Source organism: Corallococcus sp. NCSPR001 (genome assembly GCF_017309135.1).
In the GTDB taxonomy this organism is placed as follows: Bacteria; Myxococcota; Myxococcia; order Myxococcales; family Myxococcaceae; genus Corallococcus.
The window spans coordinates 3,186,190-3,205,869 of sequence record NZ_JAFIMS010000002.1; the positions used below are offsets into that span (position 1 = coordinate 3,186,190).

Sequence of the window (19,680 nt, forward strand, 5' to 3'; positions counted from 1 at the left end):
TTCCACATCACCGCCAGCGCCCCTCCGCCTGCTCCTCCGCCAGGAGGACAAGAAGGGCTCAAGCCGTCGAGCGCCGGGCCAGCAGCTCGTCCGCCGCGCGCCGTCCCGTCTCGAGCGCACCATGCACGGTGCCCTCGTCGCCGCCCACGTGCGTGGCCTCGCCAGCGAAGAAGAGGGTCCGGCCCACGGGCCTCGCGAGCGCCTCGACGGCATCCATCGCGCCAGAAGGGATGACCGCGTAGCCGCCACGCGTGTACGGCTCCGCCTGCCAGTCCTGCACGTGCCACGCTTCCAGCCGCGCGTGCAGCTCCCGCACGGAGAGATGGAAGAGCTGCGACAGTCCCTGGAGCGCGCGTCCCAGCACCACCTTCTCGCTCGAGCGGGACAGCGACGCGGCGGCAGGGCCTCCACTCCAGCCCACCAGGTGCCGCGTGCGCCGGTGGGGCGACAGCGTCCACCACGTGGGGAACGCGGATGCGGGCGCGTGGAAGAAGCCGAAGCGCGCGGTGGCCTCCTGCTCCCGCCAGAACGCCCCGCGAAAGCGCAGGATGACCTTCACCAGGGAGCCCATCGCCAACCGGTTCCAGGCCCGCTCCTGCTCCCTCACGCGAGGCACGAATCGCACGGCCCCCGGCGCGGGCGGCTTCGCCTGCAACACGCCCACGGGAAGCGTCACCACCGCATGCTTCCCCTGGAACGTCCCGAGCGGAGTGCCCTGCCGGGTCCGGGCCCGCACGAGGACCGAGCCCGGTCTCCAGCGGACCTCCTCGGCCACGGCGTTGAGGAACAGCGTGTGCGGCTTCGCGAGCAGCTTGGCGGCCATCGCATGCGGCACGCGGTCATACCCCTCCAGCACGTGCGATGGCGTCGTGCCCCCGGATTCATCCGCGGTCCGCTCCATTCGCGAGATGGCGAGCGTGCTCGCGACATCCGGATCCGCCGCGTAGAAGCCTCGGACATACGAGCGCGCCATCGCGCACGCGACAGGGGGCCACCGGTGGATGCGCGCCTGCTCCGCCACCCACGCCGCGATGGGACGGTCCGGCCCCTTCGCGGACATCAGGGGCTCCTGGAACGCGAAGGCGTCCTCTCCGTCACCCAGCCTCCCGCGCCACAGGAGCGCATGCGTGTCGTTGCAGGGGCTCACCGTCAGCCCCGCCCGGTGGATGCGCCTCAGCAGCCCGGCGGGCTTGCCATGGACGAACTCCGCGCCCAGCTCCAGGGGCACGTCCGCCACCGTGTCCCGGAGCGTCGCCACGCGGCCGCCCACGCGGTCGCGCGCCTCCAGCACGATGACCCGCAGGCCCTTGCTCATCAGTCGTTCAGCCGCGGCGAGCCCCGCGGCGCCGGCCCCCAGGATGACGACATCCGCCTCGTGGTCCATGCCGCTCCTGCTTCCGCCGCGAGGGGAAGCGCCCATCATGGAAAGACGCCCGCGGCCCACCTGAAGAACGGGGGCCGCGAGCCGGGGTCCCCCTCCCATGTGGGAGAGGAACAGGGGAGGGGAGTGGCGGGACTAGTAGGTCTTCGGCGAGCTGCTCGAACCCGTGCTGGAGCCCGTGTCCGGGTTCATCGTGGAGTCGTTGCCCTGACCCATGTCCTGGCTCTTGTCATCCATGCCCGAGCCGCCCGTGTCCTGGTTGATGGACGAGTCCGGCGCCATCGGGTCGGTGCCCGAGCCGCCCGTGCCCGAGCTCGGCGAGATGCTGGTCGCCATGTTCTTCTCGTCCTTCACCTGGAAGCTGGCGCGGATCTCCTGGCCCTCTTTCAGGCTCTTGGCGTTCTTCATGCTCGGGTCGGTGAACTGCGTCTTGCTGTCGACCTCCAGGGGCACCACCGCGCCGCTGGCGCTGCTGATGTAGACCTTCTTGCTGTCGCTCTTGACGACCTTGCCCGTCAGCTCGTTCGAGCCCGTCATGCTCGACGACCCCATCGAGTGCGTCGAGGACGACCCCGAGCCGCCCATGGCGTCCGAGCTGCCCGAGCTCCCGGAGGAGCCCTGCATGCTGCCGGACGACGTCGACGGCTGCTGCGAGCCCTGCGTCGTGCTGTCCTGGGCAAAGGCCACACCCGAACCCAGCAACGCCACGGACGCGAAAACCCCAATGAGCTTCTTCATGGAATCTCTCCCGGATGATGTGTGAGTGGGACGGGGCGGCACCCTCCGGGGCACCCCGTTGGGAAAAAGCTAGGGGTGGGGGGCGCGGGGGGCAGGACGGAGGGGGAAGACCGCGTGCGTGCCCGTTCGGTCCCCGGCCCGAGGGACGTGGACTGGAACCGACGACCTGCGCTCCGGCCGCCGGGTGGGGTGCTTGAAGCTGATTCCGGATTCACCTAGCGTGCTGGGGAAAGAGCGGAGGCTGGCCGCATGGCCTGCTCCCCGCCAGGAGACCGTGACCTCGATGCCCCCGCCCGCCAGGCCCTCCGCGCCGCAGCCCCAGCCCCAGGAACTGCCTGTCCCGTCCTACCCCGCCGTCGAGACCTTCATCGAGAAGGCCTCCGCCAGCGACGTCCAGGCGCTCTTCGCCCCCGTCAAGGCGGGGCTCGCCGAGCTCAAGGGCCCCCGCGCGGAGATCGGCAAGAAGGCCCAGGCTGCGATCGCACGGTCCGAGGAGCTGCTCGGCATGCTCGTGGACGTCCGCGAGAAGCTCGTCGCTGAGTCGAAGCAGTCCAAGGGCCGGAAATAACGGGCCTTTCGGGAGCACGGACGATTTCTTGTCACCAGCAGGCAACCGGCGGCTGGCTCTCCCGATAATCCATTGAAAGAGCCGAGGGATGATCCCGGGGCTCCCCTTTTAGAATCGCTGGCACCTGCAGCGCGGAGGCTGAAATGGCAAAGATCGACAGCGGCATGATGGGCCCGAACCTGCGCATGAACACCCAGATGACCACGGCTCGGCAGACGCCGAACACGAGCTTTGGCGCGCGCGTGCAGAACGGCCTGAACAGCACCGTCGGTGCCGTGGGCGCGGGCGTGGGCGCGGTGGCGGGCTTCGTTCCCGGCGCGGGCATCGTCTCCGCCGCCGTCTCCTCCGCGCAGACCTTCTCCGGCGCCTCCGGCTCCGGCATGCAGGGCGGCCCGTACGTGGGCGTGATGAACACCGCCTCCGGCGCGGTGCCCTCCACCAACCTGCCCGGCGTGGGCGGCTCCGGTCTGCCCTCCACGGGCGGCTCCACCGGCCTGGGCACCAGCGTCGGCGGTGGCGCCTCGGGCGGCCAGGTGTCGGATCAGCTGAACAACAACAGCAGCCTCAAGACGATGATGGACGACAACGTCAAGCTGTTGAACCTCCAGTCGGCCATGCAGCACGAGTCGCAGCTCTTCACGGCTGTTTCCAACGTGATGAAGTCGCGGCACGATACGACCAAGAACTCCATCGGCAACATCCGCTAGTCTTCACGGACAGCGGAATCTGACCGGTGCAAGGAAGGCGGCCCTCGACGGCCGCCTTCCGTGCTTCCGGCGACAGGAAAGGAAGCGCGACGTCCATGGCGGAGACCCCTTCGGAGATTGCCAACAGCCTCGTGCCCCTGGCGCGCCAGCCGGCCATGGTCCTGCTGGAGTCCGGCTACCTGTGGCTGGACATGGGTCACTTCGACAAGGCGAAGGAGATCTTCGTCGGCGCCGCCGCGCTCATGCCCAAGAGCGAAGTGCCGCAGATCGGCCTGGGCGCCGTGGAGTTCGCGCAGGGCAAGCACGACAAGGCCCTGGCGGCCTACCGGGTCGCCCAGCGGCTCGCGCCCCTGTCGTCGCTGCCCCGGGCACACGCCGGTGAGGCCCTGCTGTTCATGGGCAAGGTGCCGGAGGCCCTCAAGGAACTGAAGGCCGCCATCGACCTGGAGCCCGAAAGCGACGGCGCGAAGCTGGCCCAGGCGCTCATCCAGGCGAAGGAAGCGGGGGCCCTGCCTCCGCCGAAGAAGTAGTCGCGGCAAGACGAAGGAGGTACGTCGATGGCTGTCGGTGGAGTCGGACGTGGGGGTGGGAAGGGCCGCGCGGGCGGCGTGAAGGGGGCGTCCGGTCCGTCGGGTGCCGCCGGTGCGTCCTTTGGCGGCAAGGTGGACCGCACGGAATCGCTCGTCGGGCCCTCGGGTCTGGTAGGCTCCAGCAACGTCCAGGGCCCCCAGGCAACGGATCCGATCGCGGCGCAGGCTCTCGCCATCGCCAAGCGGCTGAAGAACGGGGGCTTCAAGAGCAAGGAGGAGGCGACGAAGGCGCTCGTCTCCGAGGTGCTCCAGGAGAAGTTGAACATGAAGTCCGCTGCCCTCACGGGCCGCATCGCCGGGGCCCTGCAGGATGATCCCCGGCTGAACCAGGTTCTCGAGCGGCTGTGGTCCAAGGCCGAGTGAGCGCGCCGCTTGCCTCTGGGTGAAGACAGGAAGGTCATCCTGGAGAAGTACGGCCCGTACGTGCGGTCGCTCGCGGCCACCGTGCGCAAGCAGTTCAATGCCCAGCTCGAACTGGATGAACTGCTGGCCTATGGGCAAATCGGTCTGCTGGAAGCCGCTGAGCGCTTCGACCCCAAGGTTGGCGCCAACTTCCTCACCTTTGCCCACTACCGCATCAAGGGCGCCATCTTCGACGGCCTGAGGAAGATGGGCGTCCTGCGGGGCGCGGACGCCCGCACCGCCTATCAGGGCGAGCGCGCGACGGCGTATCTGGGAAATCTGGCGGACCGCGAGCAGGGCGCAAGCAACCGCGGGTCGTCATTCGACGATGATATTGGAGACATCTCGGATGCCGTGGCGGGCCTCGCGGCGGTTTTTGCAGCGGGGGCGGAAGGGGCGGAGGCGGCGGGCTACGTGGATGAATCACTCCCGGCGGATCAGCGCCTGGAGATGGAGCAGTTGAAGAACCGGGTGCGCTCGGCCATCGAGAAGCTTCCGGAGAAAGAGCGCAAGCTCCTGCAGGGCTATTACTTCCAGGGACGCACGCTGGAAGAGGCAGGGGCGGAGATCGGGCAGTCGAAGAGCTGGGCGTCGCGGCTTCATGCGCGCGCCATTGATCGGCTCAAGGAACTCTTGAACGAGGAGGAGGAACTCCCTCCCCCCTCGACGGATGCAAGGAGGGTGTCACATGGCGGCTCCGATGAGCGGCATCTCCGCGGGACAGGTGGCGCAGCAAAAGCTGCAGGATCAGGGCGCGCAGCAGCAGACGCAGAAGACGGGCGCGTCGAAGTTCGACGGAGTTCTCGCTGACAAGGCGCAGGGCGCCGGCCAGGTGGACGCCGCCCAGAACGTGAACAAGGCGCAGGCCGCGCAGGCCACCCAGAAGGTGGACACCGTCCGCCAGGTGGAGACGGTCAACAAGGCGGAGAAGGCCAACCTGAACAAGGTGAGCGGCGCCGCCCAGCAGCCCGCCACCGCCAAGGGCGCCGAGCCCGTGGACGCGAAGGCCGAGGCCTCCAAGACGACCAAGTCGGGCGGCATGGTCTCCGACCTCGTCTCCGGCCTGGAGAAGGGTCAGGTCAGCATGGACAAGCTGATCAAGGAGGCCTCCTCCGGCAAGAACATGTCCAACGCCGAGCTGCTTGGTCTCCAGGCGTCCATGTACAAGTACTCGCAGGAGTTGGACCTCACGTCGAAGGTCGTCGAGAAGGCCACCAGTGGCCTGAAGGACGTCGTCAAGACGCAGGTCTGAAGTCCCCACCCCGCCGGGCCATGGCGGCATGCGAAGGGCGGTCCCTCCCAGGGTCGGGAGGGGGCGCCCTTCCGCGTTTTGCAAGGGCCCTGTTAAGCTAAGCGCGCCCATGACTCGCCGAACGCCCGTCTTCGCCGCCCCGCTCCTCGCCCTGCTGTTCCTCACCGGCTGCTCCATCGAGCTGCAGCACGAGCTGACGGAAGCAGACGCGAATGAAATCTACGTCCTGCTCAGCAAGAACGGCATCAACGCCAAGAAGGAGAAGGCGGAGGGTGGCAACGAAGTGCGCTTCACCATCGTCGTCCCCAAGGGCGACGCCGCGCAGGCCGCGGAGCTGTTGAAGCGCAACTCGTTGCCGCGCCCGGTGGAGAAGGGCCTGTCCCACTTCGCCAAGGGCAGCATGGTTCCCACCGCCACGGAGGAGCGCGCCATGCTCCTCAAGGCCATGGCGGGTGAGGTCTCCAACGCGCTCAACCAGATCGACGGCGTGCTGGAAGCGCGCGCCATCGTGATGGTGCCGGAGAACAACGACCTGTCGCAGCCGGAGAACAAGCCGATGCCGTCGGCCTCCGTGTTCATCAAGTACCGCATGCTGGAGGGCGGCAAGCCCCCCATCTCCGTGGACGCGGTGAAGCAGTTCGTCGCCAGCTCCGTGTCGGAGCTCAAGCCGGAGGCCGTCACCGTGCTGATGACGGAGGCCATGGCCCCCACGGCGGAGACCACGGAGACCAACCGCCTGCAGGACGTGCTCGGCGTGCGCATGACGGCCGCCAGCGCGAGCACCTTCAAGATGATCCTCGGCGGCGCGTTCGCGCTCATCCTGGCGATGATGGGCCTCACCGCGTGGACCTTCATGCGCGGCGGCTCCGGCGGCGCTGCCCCGGCCGCGGCGGCGCGTCCCGCGCGTGCGCGCGGCGGTCGCGAGGGCTAGAGCTGCAGTCGCTTCCCGCGGCCCTCCTGGGGTGGTCCGCGGGACGTGTCCTCCAGGCCGGGGACACGACTTCTATCTTCAGCGGGCCACCTGGGGGCCCGCGAGGTGACCGTTGGATTCCTTCTTCACCTCGCTCAGCAAGCGCCAGACCATGATGTTGCTCACCGCGGTCACCTTCGGGGGCCAGGAGAGCATGGCGGCGCTGGAGCACCTGCCGGACGAGGAGGGCGCGCTCTTGCGCCACCGCGCGCAGGAGATCCTCCAGATTCCGCGCGAGAAGCGCCTGCCTGCGGTGGTGCAGGAGCTCAAGCGCCTGATGAAGGACCGGCGCGGCCAGCTGTGGACCGCGGATCCGGAGCGGCTGGCGGCGCTGCTCCAGCGCGAGCGCGGCGCCCTGGTGGAGGTCACCCTGCGTGCGCTGCCCGGCAACATGGCGGACGCCGTGCGCGGCCACCTGCCTGCCTCGCGCGTGAAGCTGACCCGCGAGGTGCGGCCGCAGGTGCTGGACATCATCCGCTGGAAGCTGGAGGAGGCGCTGGCGCGCGAGGTCGCGGGCCAGTCCGCGGGCTTCAAGTTCGCGGACGTGCTCAACCTCCAGACGCGTGAGCTGCTCACGGTGAGTGACCGGCTGGGCGCGCGCGTGCTGGGGCCGGCGCTGGCGGGACTCCCCGAGGAGGAGCTGAACGGCCTCATGGAGTCGCTGCCTCCGGACCTGCTCCAGCTCGCGAGCAAGTCCGTGGCGGCCAATGCGCCGCGCAAGCTCCCCGAAGAGGATGCGCGCGCGCAGATCAACCTGCACGACGGCTTCAGCCGGCTGGCGGGCGCCATTCGCAGCGCCGGCGTGCAGCGGCTGGCGCGCGCGTGCGTGGCGCAGTCCCCGGAGTTCGCCGCGCGCATGCTGGAGAAGCACCGCGGTGAGTTCGGTCACCTGGTGGCGAAGTGGGTGCGCGAAGAGCGCTCGCGGCCAACGGCCCGGGGCGATGGCGGACGCACCGACATCGTCATGGACCTGGAGCGGCTGGCCGTGCGCGGCCTCATCGAGCGCCCCGTGCGGCTGACCGCGCCGCCGCCGCGCCCCTCCGCCGTGCTGCCTCCTCCTCCGGGGGCCCGGAAGCCCGCGCCCGCGGCGCCTGGAGCCCGTCCCGCGGCGCCGGGAGCCCGTCCCGAAGCCCCAGGCGCACGCGCAGCGGCGCCGGGAGCCCGTCCGGGCGCGGCACCCGCGCCGCGCGAGGGCCTGCGCACCACCGCGCCGGATCCATCGCGTGCGCCCGCGCTCCGGGCTCCCAAGTCCCTGCGGGGAAGTCCCCCCGCCGAAGAGTCCGCGGAGGCGGGCGCCAAGCGCGACTTCATGGCCGAGCGCGCGGCCCGTCGCGCCGGTGCGGCGTCCAGCCGTGACGCGGGCCCGGGCGCGGCCCCCTCCGGACGTCCGCGTCCGGCTCCAGGGGAGGAGCGGGGCTCGTCGGTGGGCCCCGCGCCTCGCGCCTCCATGGCCCCTCGGGAAGGGGATGCGAACGGCTCCCAGATGCGCCGCATGCCGGTGGAGCGCGAGCGTGGGCCCGCGCCCCGCGCCTCCATGGGAGCGCCGCTGCCGGAAGGTGAGGCGGGAGGTTCTCAGATCCGCCGCATGCCGGTGGAGCGCGAGCGTGGACCCTCGCCTCGCGCCTCCATGGGGGCCCCGGAAGGGGATGCGAACGGCTCCCAGATGCGCCGCATGCCGGTGGACCGGGGCTCGTCGGTGGGGCCCGCGCCCCGCGCTTCCACCGGGGCTGTCCCCGGCCGCCGTGATCCAGATGCATCCCGGCCCGCGCGTCCCGGCCGGCCGGATCCAGACGGCGCCCGCATTGGCCCGCCGCCCTCGCGGCTGGGGGCACGCGGTGCGTCACGCCCGCCGGAGCCGGAGGCGGCGGAAGGCCGCTCCGTCCGGGTCGAGCGCCCCGCGCGGCCTCCCGCCGACGCGGAGGAGCGCGCCCCCCGGCGCCCGGATCCGTCCGGGGAGGCCGCGGAGGGGGCCCGCGTGCTGCGCTCGCGCACGGGGGGCCGTCCCGCGGCGCGTCCCGAACCCGGGGGCGAGCCGGAGCGTCCCCCACGCGTGCTCTCCAGCCAGCCATCCCCGCCCCGGTCCTCGGAGGGAACGCAGGTGGGCCGCCGGCGCCCCCCTCCCACCGACCGGCCGGGCCCGGATGACGCGGGCGGCCCGGGAGGGCGTGGACCGCGTGGCGGAACGCGCTAGCATCCGGTCTTCAAGGAGTGGCCCATGGCGATCGGCAAGGTAATCAAGGGGGACGGGTTGGCGGAGTCGGTGGTCGTCGCCACGTCCGAGCGACCGGCGCTGCGTCCGCCGCGCGGCGGCGTGATGAACGCCGAGGTCTTCGAGGCACGCCAGGGCGCGCAGGGCATCATCGAGGAGGCCCAGCGCGAGCGTGAGCGCATCCTCGCCGAGGCCCAGCGCGAGAAGGAGGAGCTCTTCGCCAAGGCGAAGGAGCTGGGCCGTCAGGAGGGCATCGCCCAGGCGACGGAGCTGCTGCTGCGCGCGAAGATTCAGGCCGGGGAGATGCTCACCTCCCAGGAGCAGGACATCATCGCGCTGTCGTTGAGGATGGCGGAGAAGATCCTCGGCCGCGACCTGGAGCGCGAGCCGGAGCTGCTGGTGGACATGTGCGCCGCGGCCATTGAAAACCTCCGCAACGCGCGCGCCATGGTCCTGCGCGTGCATCCGAAGACGGCCACGGTGCTGCGCGCCAAGCGCCCGCAGTTGATGGAGCTCATCGGCCGCACGGTGGACCTGGCCATCAAGGAGGACCCGGAGGTCGCTCCCGTGGGCTGCATCGTCCAGACGGAGTACGGCACCGTGGACGCGCAACTGCCCACCCAACTGGAGATGCTCCAGAACCTCCTGCAGCCGGACACCGGTCGCAAGAGCGGCCCTCCCTGAGCCTCCCGGCCAACGCCGCGCCCTCGAGCCCTCCCGGAATCCGCCATGGCCATCGACCTCTCGCGCTACTACGACCTCATCAAGGAAGCGTCCCTCGTTCGGGTGCGCGGTCGCGTCACGGAGCTGACGGGGCTCGTCATCAAGGCGAGCGTGCCGAACGTGCGCATCGGCGAGCTGGTGCTCATCAAGAACCGCCAGCGTGGCCTGATGAAGTCGGAGGTCGTGGGCTTCGTGGGCGACGAGGTGATGCTCATGCCCCTGGGCGAGCTGTACGGCATCGGTCCGGACAGCGAGTGCATCCCCACGGGGCGTCCCCTCACCATCAAGTGCGGTGACGGGCTCCTGGGCCGCGTGCTCAACGGCATCGGCGAGCCCATGGACGGCCTGCCCCTGGAGGGGGAGAACCTGGTCGACTGGCCCGTGGACCGCGACTGCCCGGACCCCTTCACCCGCCAGCGCATCGAGCGGCCGCTGCCCCTGGGCGTGCGCTGCATCGACGGGCTGCTCACCGTGGGCGAGGGCCAGCGCGTGGGTCTCTTCGCCGGCTCCGGCGTCGGTAAGTCCACGCTGATGGGCCAGATTGCCCGCAACACGCAAGCCGACTTGAGCGTCGTGGCGCTCATCGGCGAGCGTGGTCGCGAGGTCCGCGAGTTCATCGAGGACGCCATGGGCGAGGAGGGCATGAAGCGCGCCGTGCTGGTGTGCGCCACGTCCGACCAGCCCGCCCTCGTGCGTCTGCGCGCCGCCTACGTCGCCACGGCCATCGCGGAGTACTTCCGTGAGCGCGGCGGCAACGTGCTGTTCATGCTCGACACGGTGACGCGTCTGGCGCGCTCCCAGCGCGACATCGGCCTCGCCATCGGTGAGCCTCCGGCGCGCCAGGGCTACCCGCCCAGCGTCTTCTCCATGCTGCCGCGCATCCTCGAGCGCACGGGCAACTCGGCGAAGGGCAAGTGCACCGCCATCTACACCTGCCTCGTGGCCGGCGGTGACATGGAGGACCCCATCGCCGACGAGGTCCGAGGTATCTTGGACGGCCACTTCATCCTCAACCGTGAATTGGGCGCGCGAAACCAGTGGCCCGCCATGGACGTGCTCCAGAGCCTCAGCCGTGTGATGAGCGGCATCGTCAGCAAGGAGCACAAGAAGGCCGCGGGCAAGCTGCGCGAGACGCTCGCCACCTACGAGAAGCAGCGCGACCTCATCCTGCTGGGCGCCTACCAGGCCGGCGCGGACCCCCGCACGGACTACGCCATCGAGAAGTACGACGCCATCATCGACTTCCTCAAGCAGGACACCCACTCCAACTCTCCGTACGAGGAGACCGTGGAGCAGCTCATCAACCTGTTCGCGGACTGACGCGGGCCGCCTTCCACCCCCATGCGCCTGGACGGGCCGGTTTTTGGGTAGGATGCCCCCACCATGCCCCCGTACCGGTTGCAGTCACTGCTGGACATGCGTGAGAAGGCGAAGGAGGAGGCCGAGCAGGCCTTCTCCGACGCCGTCAAGGCGCTGGCGAAGGAAGAGCAGGAGCAGGCGCGCCTGGAGGCGGAGCTGGAGCGCCGCAAGAAGGAGCGCAAGGCCAAGGTCCAGGAGTACTTCCAGCAGATCATGGCCAAGGGCGCCGGCATCAACGGCATGAACATGATGGGCCGCTTCGAGGAGCGTCTGAAGGACGACGAAGCCCAGGTCGCCCTCCAGATTGAACACCAGAAGGAGGTCGTCCGGACGGCGGGCCGCCTGGTGGAGCAGCGCCGCATGCTGATGGCCGAGGCCGCCAAGGAGCTCAAGGCCATCGAGAAGAACAAGGAGAAGTTCGTCAAGCAGGTGAAGAAGGAGCGCCAGGACCGGGAGGAGCTCCAGCAGGAGGAGATCGGCAGCGCCTTGTTCCTGGCCCGCCAGCGCAAGTAACCTCGCGCCGCCTTCCGCCGTATCTGGAGAAACGCCATGAGCCGAGTTGATGACGATCGTGATGCCGCGCGCTTGGCGGAGCGGATGATCCAGGAGCGTAAGCTCGCGGAGGCGAAGACCCAGAAGCGTCTGCAGGGCGAGTCCGTCTTCTCCAAGCTGGTCCAGCAGGGCCAGGCCGAACAGGCCCAGCCGAAGCAGGCGCAGGAGCTGAAGCAGCCCCTGGGCAAGCAGGTGCTGGCGCGCCTCGCGCAGGGGCAGGGCAAGACCTTCGACGAGAAGCTGGCCCAGAAGGAGACCGCCTTCGCCAAACCCGGGGAGTCCACCCAGGGCGCCCAGCAGTCCCAGCGCAACAGCGAGTCGCAGCAGCTGTCCCGGGGGGGCGAGTCCCGCAAGACGGAGGTCGTGGAGGAGAAGCGCTCCACGGACGTGCGCGAAGGCGACATGAACAAGGCCGAGGGTCAGGCCAGCCGGCTGAGCCAGGAGAAGGGCGAGCTGAAGATCGACGTCAACGCCGGCGGTGGCAAGGGCGCGGGCGGCGGGGGCAGCAAGGAGAAGGACGACAAGGGCGCGCAGATGGCCGGCGCGGGCTTCCGCTTCAACCCCGCGTTGATGGCGCCGGTGCCGGTGGCCAAGCCCAAGGACACCGCGGGCTCCGAGCGGCTGCGCGCCATGGCGAACGAAATCGCCCAGAAGATCGTCGAGCGCGTGCGCGTGGGCACCAACGCCGCGGGCAACGCGGAGTTCCAGATCGACCTGCGCGGCGACGTGCTCAACGGCCTGTCCATCAAGGTCAGCGCGAAGAACGGGAAGATTTCGGCCACCTTCAGCGGCAGCGACCGCGACACCTTGAAGATGCTCGAAGAGCAGAGCGATGGCCTGCGCAGCGCCCTGGGCGGCCGGGGACTGGCGCTTGAAAATCTGAGGTTCGAGGCCAAGACATGAGCCTGGAGCCGGACGACGAGCCCGGAGTCTTCGAGCGCACCATGTTGGTCGACACCCGGAAGCTGGGACCGCCCACGAAGCCCGCGCAGGCGCCGGCTCCGGTACCGGCTTCCACGCCGGCCCCGGCTCCGGTGTCGCCGTGGCGGCCGTTCGCGTTCACGAACCTGGAGAAGGTGTCGCGCACGCAGGGCCAGCTGGCGGAGCGGCTGCGGTGGCTGACGCCGAACGCGGGCACGCTGGAGACGGTCTGCGCGCGCCTCAAGGCCCTCTTCGACGTGGACGTGCGCCTGTCGGTGGAGTCCGCCCAGGCGCGCCCCATGACGGAGCTGCGCCGCTTCCTGGGCGACCCGTCCTTCCTCGCGGTGCTGGCCCCCGGTGCGCTCAAGGGCCGGGCCATCCTCGAAATCGAGCTGTCGCTGGCGCACTCGGCGGTGGACCTGCTCTTGGGCGGCGCCGGTGAGACGGTGGGCCTGCGCCCCCTGACGGACATCGAGGAGGGCGTGATGGGCTACGTCGTCCTGGAGGCCCTGAAGGAGCTGGTGCCCGGACTTCAGCCGGGCGTTCCCCGGCCCCGGCTGGACGGCGTGGCGCGCGGCGTGGATGAGGTCTCCGCCCGCCTGGGCGAGGACGGCCCGATGCTGGCGGTGCACCTGAACGCGGTGCTGGGCTCGCACCGCGGCATCGTGCGGCTGGTGGTGCCTTCGGCGGTGCTGGAGGCGGCGGAACCCGCGGTGGAGAGCGCCCAGCGGCGCGAGCACCGCCGTCAGGACATGAAGGCGAATGGCCGGCGCCTGTCCGCGCTGCGCGACTGGCTGCGCGCGGAGATTGGCGTGGCGGAGCTGTCCGCCCAGGACCTGGCGTCCCTGCGCGTCAAGGACGTGCTGCTTTTGGACATGCTGTCGGCGCGGCCGGACCGGGGCGAGCCCGGCACGGCGCAGCTGCGGCTGGGCCTGGGACGCACCGGCCACTTCCTGGCGGACGTGGCCGTGGAGAACGGCCGCTACCGGGCGCGCATCACGGACATCATCCCCGGCGAGCCGGGCAACCCCCAGGGTGGGGAGCCCGGGGGCGCTTCGGAAGAGAACGAGGACTTCACCAACCCGGAGCTGGGCGTTCCTCCGGAACTCGAAGGGGCGGCATTGGACGACAAGGACGGAAGCGATCTGCTCAGCGACCTGCCCCTGCAGGTGGCGGTGGAGCTGGCGCGCGTGCCCATCACGGCCGAACAGGTGGTGGGCCTGCGCACAGGCCAGGTCATCGACCTGCGTCGTGGTGCGGGTGAGCCGGTGGACCTGTCGGTGAACGGCAAGGTCGTGGCCCGGGGCGAGCTCGTGGAGCTGGAGGGCCAGCTCGGGGTGCGCATCATCCACCTGAGCTGAAAGCGCTTGCGCCCGTGCGTCACAAGGCAGGCGGGCAGGGGGGCGTGCTCGTGCCCGGGCCCGTGGCGGTCCTGACTCGGGTGCACTAGGCTCGCGCCCATCCATGGCGGTCCTCGGTCTCTTCCCCTCGCGCCTGTTGCTCGGCGCCGCGCTGCTCTTCGCGTCGCCCGCCGTCCTGGCGCAGGCGCCCGCGGCCTCCACGCCGGACGCCTCCGTGGCGGCACCGGCCCCGGCTCCCGCCGCCGTACAGGCTCCCGCCGCCGTACAAGCTCCGGCGGTGGCACCGGCTCCGGAGGCATCCCCGGCCGTCACGGATGGCAGCGCGGCCCGCGCGAAGCGCCACGCGGACGAACTGGACCGCGAGCTGGGCGTCCCCGAGGCCGAAGGCGCGGAAGCGCAGGAGAGCCTGGCCTGGGTGGTGGTGCGCACGGTGGCGCTGCTGGGCGCGGTGCTCGCGGCCATCTACCTCACGCTCAACGTGGGCCTGCGCCGGCTGATGGGCCTGCAGGGCGTGCCCGTGGGCAAGGCGTCGGTCGTGTCGGTGATGGAGCGCATCCCGTTGGATCAACGGCGCACGCTCTTCGTCCTGAAGGCCGCGGACGAGTACCTGCTGGTGGGCGGCGGCGAGGGTGGCGTGCAACTGGTTTCGAAGCTGGACCGCGACGCCGTGGAGCGCATCCGCGCCGCGCGTCCGCCGTCGTCGCCGGTGTCCCTGAGTCCTTTCCTCCAGAAGCTCCTCTCCCGCCGGACCGGTGGCACCACGCCGCCGCCGGGCGTCTGAAGGCCGTCACGTGAACCGTTCGTCTCCCGCTCGCCCGCTGCTGTTCCGCGCTCCGCCCTGGCTCTTCGCGGCCCTCGTGTCGCTTTCTCCCTTCGTCGCGTCCGCGGCGAAGAAGGGCGGCGACTCGATGCCGGATGAGATGGTCAAGGAGGCGGTGAGCTCCGACTCCTTCACCTCCCGTCCGCTCATCCTCATCCTCGCGCTCGCGGCCATGTCCCTGGTCCCGTTCGCGCTGATGATGGTGACCAGCTTCGTGAAGATTTCCGTGGTGCTCTCCATCGTCCGCTCGGCGCTGGGCACCCAGCAGATTCCGCCCACCCAGGTCATCACCGGCCTGGCCATCATCCTCACCGTCTACATCATGGCCCCCGTGGGCCAGGAGATGTACCGGGCGGGCGGCATCGACATCTGGTCCCGGGGCACGTCCGTCTTCTCCTCCGAAACGGTGGGCACGATGCTGGGGGCCGCGGACAAGTCCAAGGAGCCGCTGCGCGAGTTCCTGATGAAGAAGGTCACCAACAAGGACCGCACGCTCTTCTACAGCCTGGCGAAGAAGATGCGGAAGGAGGAGGACCGCAAGGACATTGGCCCCAATGACTTCATGGTCATCGTCCCGGCCTTCGTCGTGTCCGAATTGAAGGAGGCCTTCCAGATCGGCTTCCTGCTGTTCGTGCCCTTCATCGTCATCGACATGGTGGTCGCCAACATCCTGCTGGCGCTGGGCATGCACATGCTGTCGCCCACGACCATCTCCATGCCCTTCAAGCTCTTGTTGTTCGTGCTCGTGGACGGCTGGTACCTCATCGCCAAGGGCCTGGTCATCGGCTACCTGTAAGGAGCCCCGTACTTCCATGAATCAGCTCACGTTCATCACCCAGGAGGCGCTGTTCCTGGTGCTCGTGGTCTCCGCGCCGCCGGTGCTCATGAGCCTCCTGGTGGGCTTCCTCGTCTCGCTGTTCCAGGCCACCACGCAGATTCAAGAGCAGACGCTCTCGTTCGCGCCCAAGGTCGTCCTCGTCTTCGGCGTGCTCGCCATGACGGGCCCGTGGATTGGCGGGCAGCTCCTGCGCTTCACCTTCCACGTCTTCGACCGCTTCCCGGCGCTCATCGGCAGATGAACATCGGCGAAGCCATGGCCGAGCTGGGTGCTCGGGTCAACCTGTCGGTTACCATCTTCACGATGGCACTCATCATGTGCCGCGTGATGCCCATCCTCATCTTCAGCCCGTTCCTGGGCGGCGAGGTCGTCCCCTCGGAGATGAAGCTGGGCCTGGGCCTGCTGGTGTCCGCGGTGCTCTTCCCGTCCGTCGCGGACAGCATGGACCGGATTCCCCTGAGCGCGCTCCCGTACATCGGGCTGTTGCTCAAGGAGATCTTCATCGGCGTGGCGCTGTCGTACATCGTCAACATGGTGTTCGACGCGGCCCGCGTGGCCGGGACGCTGATGGACACCATGTCGGGCAGCAACAACGCCCAGCTCTACGTGCCGCAATTGGGCACGCAGGTGTCGCTCTTCTCCAGCCTCAAGGTGCAGCTGTGCGTGGTGCTGTTCCTGTCGCTGGACGGGCACCACATCATCATCCGGGCGCTCGGGGACAGCCTCGCCATCGTGCCGCTGGAGGGCTTCCCGCGCTTCAGCCGCGGCGTGTGGCCCTTCTTCGACCTGATGATCCGCTCCTTCGCGGACCTGTTGAAGATCAGCCTGGCGCTGGCCGGCCCCGGCATGGTGGCCGCGTTCGTCACCGACCTGGCCCTGGGCGCCATCAACCGCGTCGCGCCGCAGATCCAGGTGTTCTTCATCTCCATGTCGCTCAAGCCGCTGGTGGGCGTGCTCATCATGTTCATCGCCATCCATGTCGTGGTTGGCCGCATGCAGCAGGAGCTGGCCAATATGCTCCGCATCTTCCAGCACGCCATCCAGATGCTGGCCTGAGCCGCTTCAAGCCTCCCGGGATTCCTCCATGTCGGACGAGAGTGGCGACAAAACAGAAGAACCGTCGCATAAGAAGCTCGACGACGCGCGCAAGAAGGGCCAGACCTGGAAGAGCAAGGACCTGACGGGCGTGGCCGTGCTCGTCGCGGGCCTGGGCATCGTCAAGGGCACCTGGGACACCGTGGAGCGGGAGATCTCCACGCTCTTCCGCTTCAGCTTCGACGCCATCGCCCACTCGGATGACCTGGCCCTGGCGACGACGCAGCTGCTCATCATGGGCCTGCGCACGCTCCTGCTGTTGACGGTGCCCATCGTGGCGGGCGCGGCGGTGCTGGGCGGGCTGATGGACTTCCTCCAGGTGGGGTCGCTCTTCACCATCGACCCGCTCATCCCGAAGTTCGACAAGCTCAACCCCATCGCGGGGTTGAAGAACATGTTCTCGAAGAAGTCCTTCGTGGAACTGCTCAAGAACCTCATCAAGATTTCCGTCGCCGCCTACGTCGTCACCGGCGTGGTGCGCGACTCCATGCCCCTGGTCATCGAAACGGTGCGCCAGGACACGGTCGGCATCATGGCCATCATGGGGGAGATCCTCTACCGGGTCTGCGTGCGCATCATCATGCTCTTCGTCATCTTCGGCGTGTTCGACGTGTGGTGGCAGCGCAAGTCGTTCATGAAGGACATGATGATGACGAAGGAGGAAGTGAAGAAGGAGTACAAGCAGAGCGAAGGCGACCCGCACCACAAGGCCAAGCGCAAGGAGCTCCACCATGAGATCATGGAGGGGGCCCAGATGGAGGCGGTGAAGGACGCGAGCGTCATCGTCACCAACCCGGACCACGTCGCGGTGGCGCTGATGTACGACCAGAACAAGGACGGGGCGCCGCGCGTGCTGCTGAAGGGCATGGACGCCAAGGCGGAGCGCATCAAGGCGCTGGCGCGCGAGGCGGACGTGCCCCTCTTGCGCAACGTCCCGCTGGCGCACGCGCTGTTGCGCGTGGAGGTGGGCGAGGAAGTCCCGGAGGAGCTCTACGACGCGGTCGCCGAGGTGCTGAACTTCGTCTACGGGCTCAAGCAGCAGCAGAACGCGGCGCCGCCTGCGCGCGCCTGAGGAGGACGCCATGGCCAGCGACGAAGAGGCGGACATCGCCATCGCCATCAAGTACGACAACAAGGCGGACGGCGCGCCCCGCGTGGTGGCGAAGGGGATGCGCCTCAAGGCGGAGAAGATCCGGGAGATCGCCAAGCAGTACGGCATCCCGGTGATGCGCAACGTGTCCCTGGCCCACGCCCTGTACCGGGTGGACGTGGGGCAGGAAGTCCCGGAAGAGCTCTACGACGCGGTCGCCGAGGTGCTGAACTTCGTCTACGCGCTGCAGCGGGAGCAGGCGGGCGGGCGCTGAAGGGGGCTGGACGCGGGGCCCCCACCTGTATTGAAGTCGGGTCACCATGGCCAGAATCAACAATCAGCCCCCCAGCACCGCGCTTTGGCCCTGGGGAGGTCCCCGCAGTGTCCGCGAGCGGCTGGTGGACCCGTCCCAGCTGGACCGGGCGAAGAAGCTGCGCAAGGCGGGGAACATCAAGAACCCGTCGATGCCCTCCGCGGCGCTCCTGGACTTCATCGGTCCGGCGCACTCGTCGGAAGAGCTCCGGTTGCCCCTGCCGCCCCACCCGGGGGGGCACGACGCGGACCTGGAGGGCTTCAGTGACCGGCCGCACCTGGCCAGCGTCGCCGGCCGGGGAGATGACGGGCAGCGCCGCATGCTGGAGCGCGGGCTGTCCAAGGTGAACGCGCCGCCGGAGCGCCTGGAGCGCCTCAAGGCCCTGTTGCAGCGCGAGTCCGCCATGCTGGGCCTGGTGGACCAGGTGAGCGCGGAGTCGCAGGAGATCATCCGCCGCATGTGGGAAGAGCAGAAGGACGAGGGCTACTGACCCATGGCGGCGCTGGACCCGGAAGATCCGCAGGACGAGGCGAAGCTCACCGCGCTCCTGCAGCGTTGGGCGGAGGGCAAGGCCACGCTCCGCGAGGTGCGCGGCTATTCCAACGACGAGCTGTACGCCATCGCCAAGACGGCCTACTTCTTCTTCTACCAGGGCCGGATAGCGGAGGCGCGCACGCTGTTCCAGGGCCTCTACGCCATCAACCCCACGGACGTGTACTTCGCCAAGGCGCTCGGGGTGGTGGAGATGGCCGCGGGGAACGGGCAGGGCGCGCTCGCCGCCTTCGACGTGGCGGCCAAGCTGGCCCCCCAGGATCCGTCCGTCTACGTGGGCCGCGCGGAAGTGAAGTTGGCCATGGGACAGAAGCCCCAGGCCCTGGAGGACCTGCGCCGTGCGGCGGCCATGCCTCCGGCGGATGATCCGGTGGTGCGCAAGGCCGGCGCCATGGTCACCGCGCTCACCCGGCGCTGATCCACGGGTGGGACCCGCATCCTGGCGCGTCGGCTGGAAGCCCCGTAATCTCTGTTAGGCTGGATTCATTCACCTCTCAACCGATGGAGCGGTTCATGAGCACCCCCCCCAAGACACAGCTTCCGCTGCCCCCGGAGCCGCCGGAACTGAAGGAGAAGCGCGACAAGCTGCTGGCGGAGCTGGACGTCCAGGGCAAGACGGCGCAGGGCACCTTCCTCCAGGTGGTGCGCAACATGCGCAAGCTGGTGGCCGCGTCGGCTCCCGGCACGCCGCTGGATGAGGGGATGTACAAGGACGTCACGGATTCGCTGAACCGCTTCATGAAGGACCCCATCCTGCCGCCCCCGCCCATCCTCGGGCACGTGGTGGAGTACCTGCAGTACCGCATCAGCACCTACGGCATGACCATCCAGAGCGCCGTGATGGAGATGAACCCGGAGCTGGGCGCCAAGTTCGCCGTGACGCCCCCGGCCGCCGCGCCGGCCCCGGCGGCTCCTGCCCGCTCCGCGGGTGGGCTCAAGACGTCGGATGGCTTCGAGAGCGCGAGCCGCCCCAAGATCGCGCTGACCCGCGAGGACTCGCTGCCCGGCACCGCCAAGGCCGCGGACCCCCGCGCCGAGTCGCAGCAGCAGCTGGACTCCTTCAAGGCGTGGATGAAGAACCCGACCCTGGGCAAGCTGAAGGGCTGAACCCCGGTTTTTCGAGGCGGGGAGCCGGGAAGAAATGATCCCGGGAAATTCCGAGGAAACTCCGGTCCCCCCTCAGCGATAATCCTTTTGTAGCTGGTGCCGCACGAACCCATCCCGCCGTACCAGGAGAAC

General features: G+C 69.3%; 24 protein-coding genes. 22 read left to right on the plus strand and 2 right to left on the minus strand.

All coding sequences use genetic code 11. The features are described 5' to 3' along the window. Positions 1–58: 58 nt before the first annotated feature. Both JYJ93_RS15045 and JYJ93_RS15050 read right to left on the minus strand, forming a co-directional pair. Entirely contained in the window at positions 59–1,384 is a 1,326-nt protein-coding gene (locus JYJ93_RS15045) for an NAD(P)/FAD-dependent oxidoreductase (RefSeq protein ID WP_242543816.1), read from the minus strand. Positions 1,385–1,516: 132 nt separating this feature from the next. Then, positions 1,517–2,119 carry a hypothetical protein gene (locus JYJ93_RS15050; RefSeq protein WP_206791672.1) on the minus strand — a complete coding sequence of 201 codons (603 nt, stop codon included), beginning with the start codon at positions 2,117–2,119 and terminating at the stop codon, positions 1,517–1,519. 283 nt (positions 2,120–2,402) lie between these two features. Between JYJ93_RS15050 and JYJ93_RS15055 the strand changes: the two genes are divergently transcribed. From JYJ93_RS15055 to JYJ93_RS15160, 22 genes are all read left to right on the plus strand, one after another. After that, positions 2,403–2,687, plus strand: coding sequence for a hypothetical protein (locus JYJ93_RS15055; RefSeq protein ID WP_206800318.1), 285 nt, complete (start codon positions 2,403–2,405; stop codon positions 2,685–2,687). Between the two features lie 143 nt (positions 2,688–2,830). Then, positions 2,831–3,394 carry a hypothetical protein gene (locus tag JYJ93_RS15060; protein WP_206791674.1) on the plus strand — a complete coding sequence of 188 codons (564 nt, stop codon included), beginning with the start codon at positions 2,831–2,833 and terminating at the stop codon, positions 3,392–3,394. Between the two features lie 95 nt (positions 3,395–3,489). Next, entirely contained in the window at positions 3,490–3,924 is a 435-nt protein-coding gene (locus JYJ93_RS15065; protein WP_206791675.1) for a tetratricopeptide repeat protein, read from the plus strand. A gap of 27 nt (positions 3,925–3,951) precedes the next feature. After that, positions 3,952–4,347 (plus strand): hypothetical protein, encoded by a 396-nt coding sequence (locus tag JYJ93_RS15070; protein WP_206791677.1) that lies wholly within the window; start codon positions 3,952–3,954, stop codon positions 4,345–4,347. A 9-nt stretch (positions 4,348–4,356) separates the two neighbouring features. Beyond that, a complete protein-coding gene (locus tag JYJ93_RS15075) occupies positions 4,357–5,196 on the plus strand; it encodes a sigma-70 family RNA polymerase sigma factor (RefSeq protein ID WP_206791679.1) in 840 nt (279 codons plus the stop codon). Beyond that, the gene (locus JYJ93_RS15080) at positions 5,087–5,638 is read left to right on the plus strand and encodes an ATP-dependent helicase HrpB (protein WP_242544430.1); all 552 of its coding nucleotides are present in this window, start codon (positions 5,087–5,089) and stop codon (positions 5,636–5,638) included. Before JYJ93_RS15075 ends, JYJ93_RS15080 begins: the two co-directional genes overlap by 110 nt. Before the next feature lie 109 nt (positions 5,639–5,747). After that, entirely contained in the window at positions 5,748–6,569 is an 822-nt protein-coding gene (locus JYJ93_RS15085; protein ID WP_206791694.1) for a type III secretion protein, read from the plus strand. A 112-nt stretch (positions 6,570–6,681) separates the two neighbouring features. Beyond that, the gene (locus JYJ93_RS15090) at positions 6,682–8,799 is read left to right on the plus strand and encodes a hypothetical protein (RefSeq protein WP_206791695.1); all 2,118 of its coding nucleotides are present in this window, start codon (positions 6,682–6,684) and stop codon (positions 8,797–8,799) included. 24 nt (positions 8,800–8,823) lie between these two features. Then, positions 8,824–9,501, plus strand: a complete 678-nt coding sequence (locus JYJ93_RS15095; protein ID WP_206791698.1) for a FliH/SctL family protein — start codon at positions 8,824–8,826, stop codon at positions 9,499–9,501. A gap of 45 nt (positions 9,502–9,546) precedes the next feature. Further along, positions 9,547–10,860 (plus strand): type III secretion system ATPase SctN, encoded by a 1,314-nt coding sequence (gene sctN, locus JYJ93_RS15100; protein WP_206791709.1) that lies wholly within the window; start codon positions 9,547–9,549, stop codon positions 10,858–10,860. Positions 10,861–10,923: 63 nt separating this feature from the next. Continuing rightward, positions 10,924–11,412, plus strand: a complete 489-nt coding sequence (locus tag JYJ93_RS15105; RefSeq protein ID WP_206791711.1) for a flagellar assembly protein FliH — start codon at positions 10,924–10,926, stop codon at positions 11,410–11,412. Positions 11,413–11,448: 36 nt separating this feature from the next. After that, positions 11,449–12,354, plus strand: a complete 906-nt coding sequence (locus JYJ93_RS15110) for a flagellar hook-length control protein FliK (RefSeq protein WP_206791713.1) — start codon at positions 11,449–11,451, stop codon at positions 12,352–12,354. Continuing rightward, positions 12,351–13,733 (plus strand): type III secretion system cytoplasmic ring protein SctQ, encoded by a 1,383-nt coding sequence (sctQ, locus tag JYJ93_RS15115; protein ID WP_206791723.1) that lies wholly within the window; start codon positions 12,351–12,353, stop codon positions 13,731–13,733. The genes JYJ93_RS15110 and sctQ overlap by 4 nt, the downstream gene beginning before the upstream one ends. Positions 13,734–13,836: 103 nt before the next feature. Beyond that, positions 13,837–14,514 carry a flagellar biosynthetic protein FliO gene (locus JYJ93_RS15120; protein ID WP_206791731.1) on the plus strand — a complete coding sequence of 226 codons (678 nt, stop codon included), beginning with the start codon at positions 13,837–13,839 and terminating at the stop codon, positions 14,512–14,514. A 10-nt stretch (positions 14,515–14,524) separates the two neighbouring features. After that, the gene (sctR, locus tag JYJ93_RS15125) at positions 14,525–15,349 is read left to right on the plus strand and encodes a type III secretion system export apparatus subunit SctR (protein WP_206791741.1); all 825 of its coding nucleotides are present in this window, start codon (positions 14,525–14,527) and stop codon (positions 15,347–15,349) included. A gap of 16 nt (positions 15,350–15,365) precedes the next feature. Further along, the gene (gene sctS / locus JYJ93_RS15130; protein WP_120528175.1) at positions 15,366–15,632 is read left to right on the plus strand and encodes a type III secretion system export apparatus subunit SctS; all 267 of its coding nucleotides are present in this window, start codon (positions 15,366–15,368) and stop codon (positions 15,630–15,632) included. Further along, a complete protein-coding gene (locus JYJ93_RS15135) occupies positions 15,629–16,447 on the plus strand; it encodes a flagellar biosynthetic protein FliR (RefSeq protein WP_206791743.1) in 819 nt (272 codons plus the stop codon). The genes sctS and JYJ93_RS15135 overlap by 4 nt, the downstream gene beginning before the upstream one ends. Before the next feature lie 28 nt (positions 16,448–16,475). Beyond that, entirely contained in the window at positions 16,476–17,558 is a 1,083-nt protein-coding gene (sctU, locus tag JYJ93_RS15140; RefSeq protein ID WP_206791759.1) for a type III secretion system export apparatus subunit SctU, read from the plus strand. A 10-nt stretch (positions 17,559–17,568) separates the two neighbouring features. Further along, positions 17,569–17,850, plus strand: coding sequence for an EscU/YscU/HrcU family type III secretion system export apparatus switch protein (locus JYJ93_RS15145; protein ID WP_014398415.1), 282 nt, complete (start codon positions 17,569–17,571; stop codon positions 17,848–17,850). Positions 17,851–17,896: 46 nt separating this feature from the next. Beyond that, positions 17,897–18,379 carry a hypothetical protein gene (locus tag JYJ93_RS15150; protein ID WP_120580929.1) on the plus strand — a complete coding sequence of 161 codons (483 nt, stop codon included), beginning with the start codon at positions 17,897–17,899 and terminating at the stop codon, positions 18,377–18,379. Positions 18,380–18,382: 3 nt separating this feature from the next. Beyond that, on the plus strand, positions 18,383–18,859 hold the full coding sequence (locus tag JYJ93_RS15155) for a SycD/LcrH family type III secretion system chaperone (RefSeq protein WP_206791762.1): 477 nt from the start codon (positions 18,383–18,385) through the stop codon (positions 18,857–18,859). Between the two features lie 95 nt (positions 18,860–18,954). Next, positions 18,955–19,548: a hypothetical protein gene (locus JYJ93_RS15160; protein WP_206791763.1), complete on the plus strand. Its 594-nt coding sequence runs from the start codon at positions 18,955–18,957 to the stop codon at positions 19,546–19,548. Positions 19,549–19,680 lie beyond the last annotated feature (132 nt).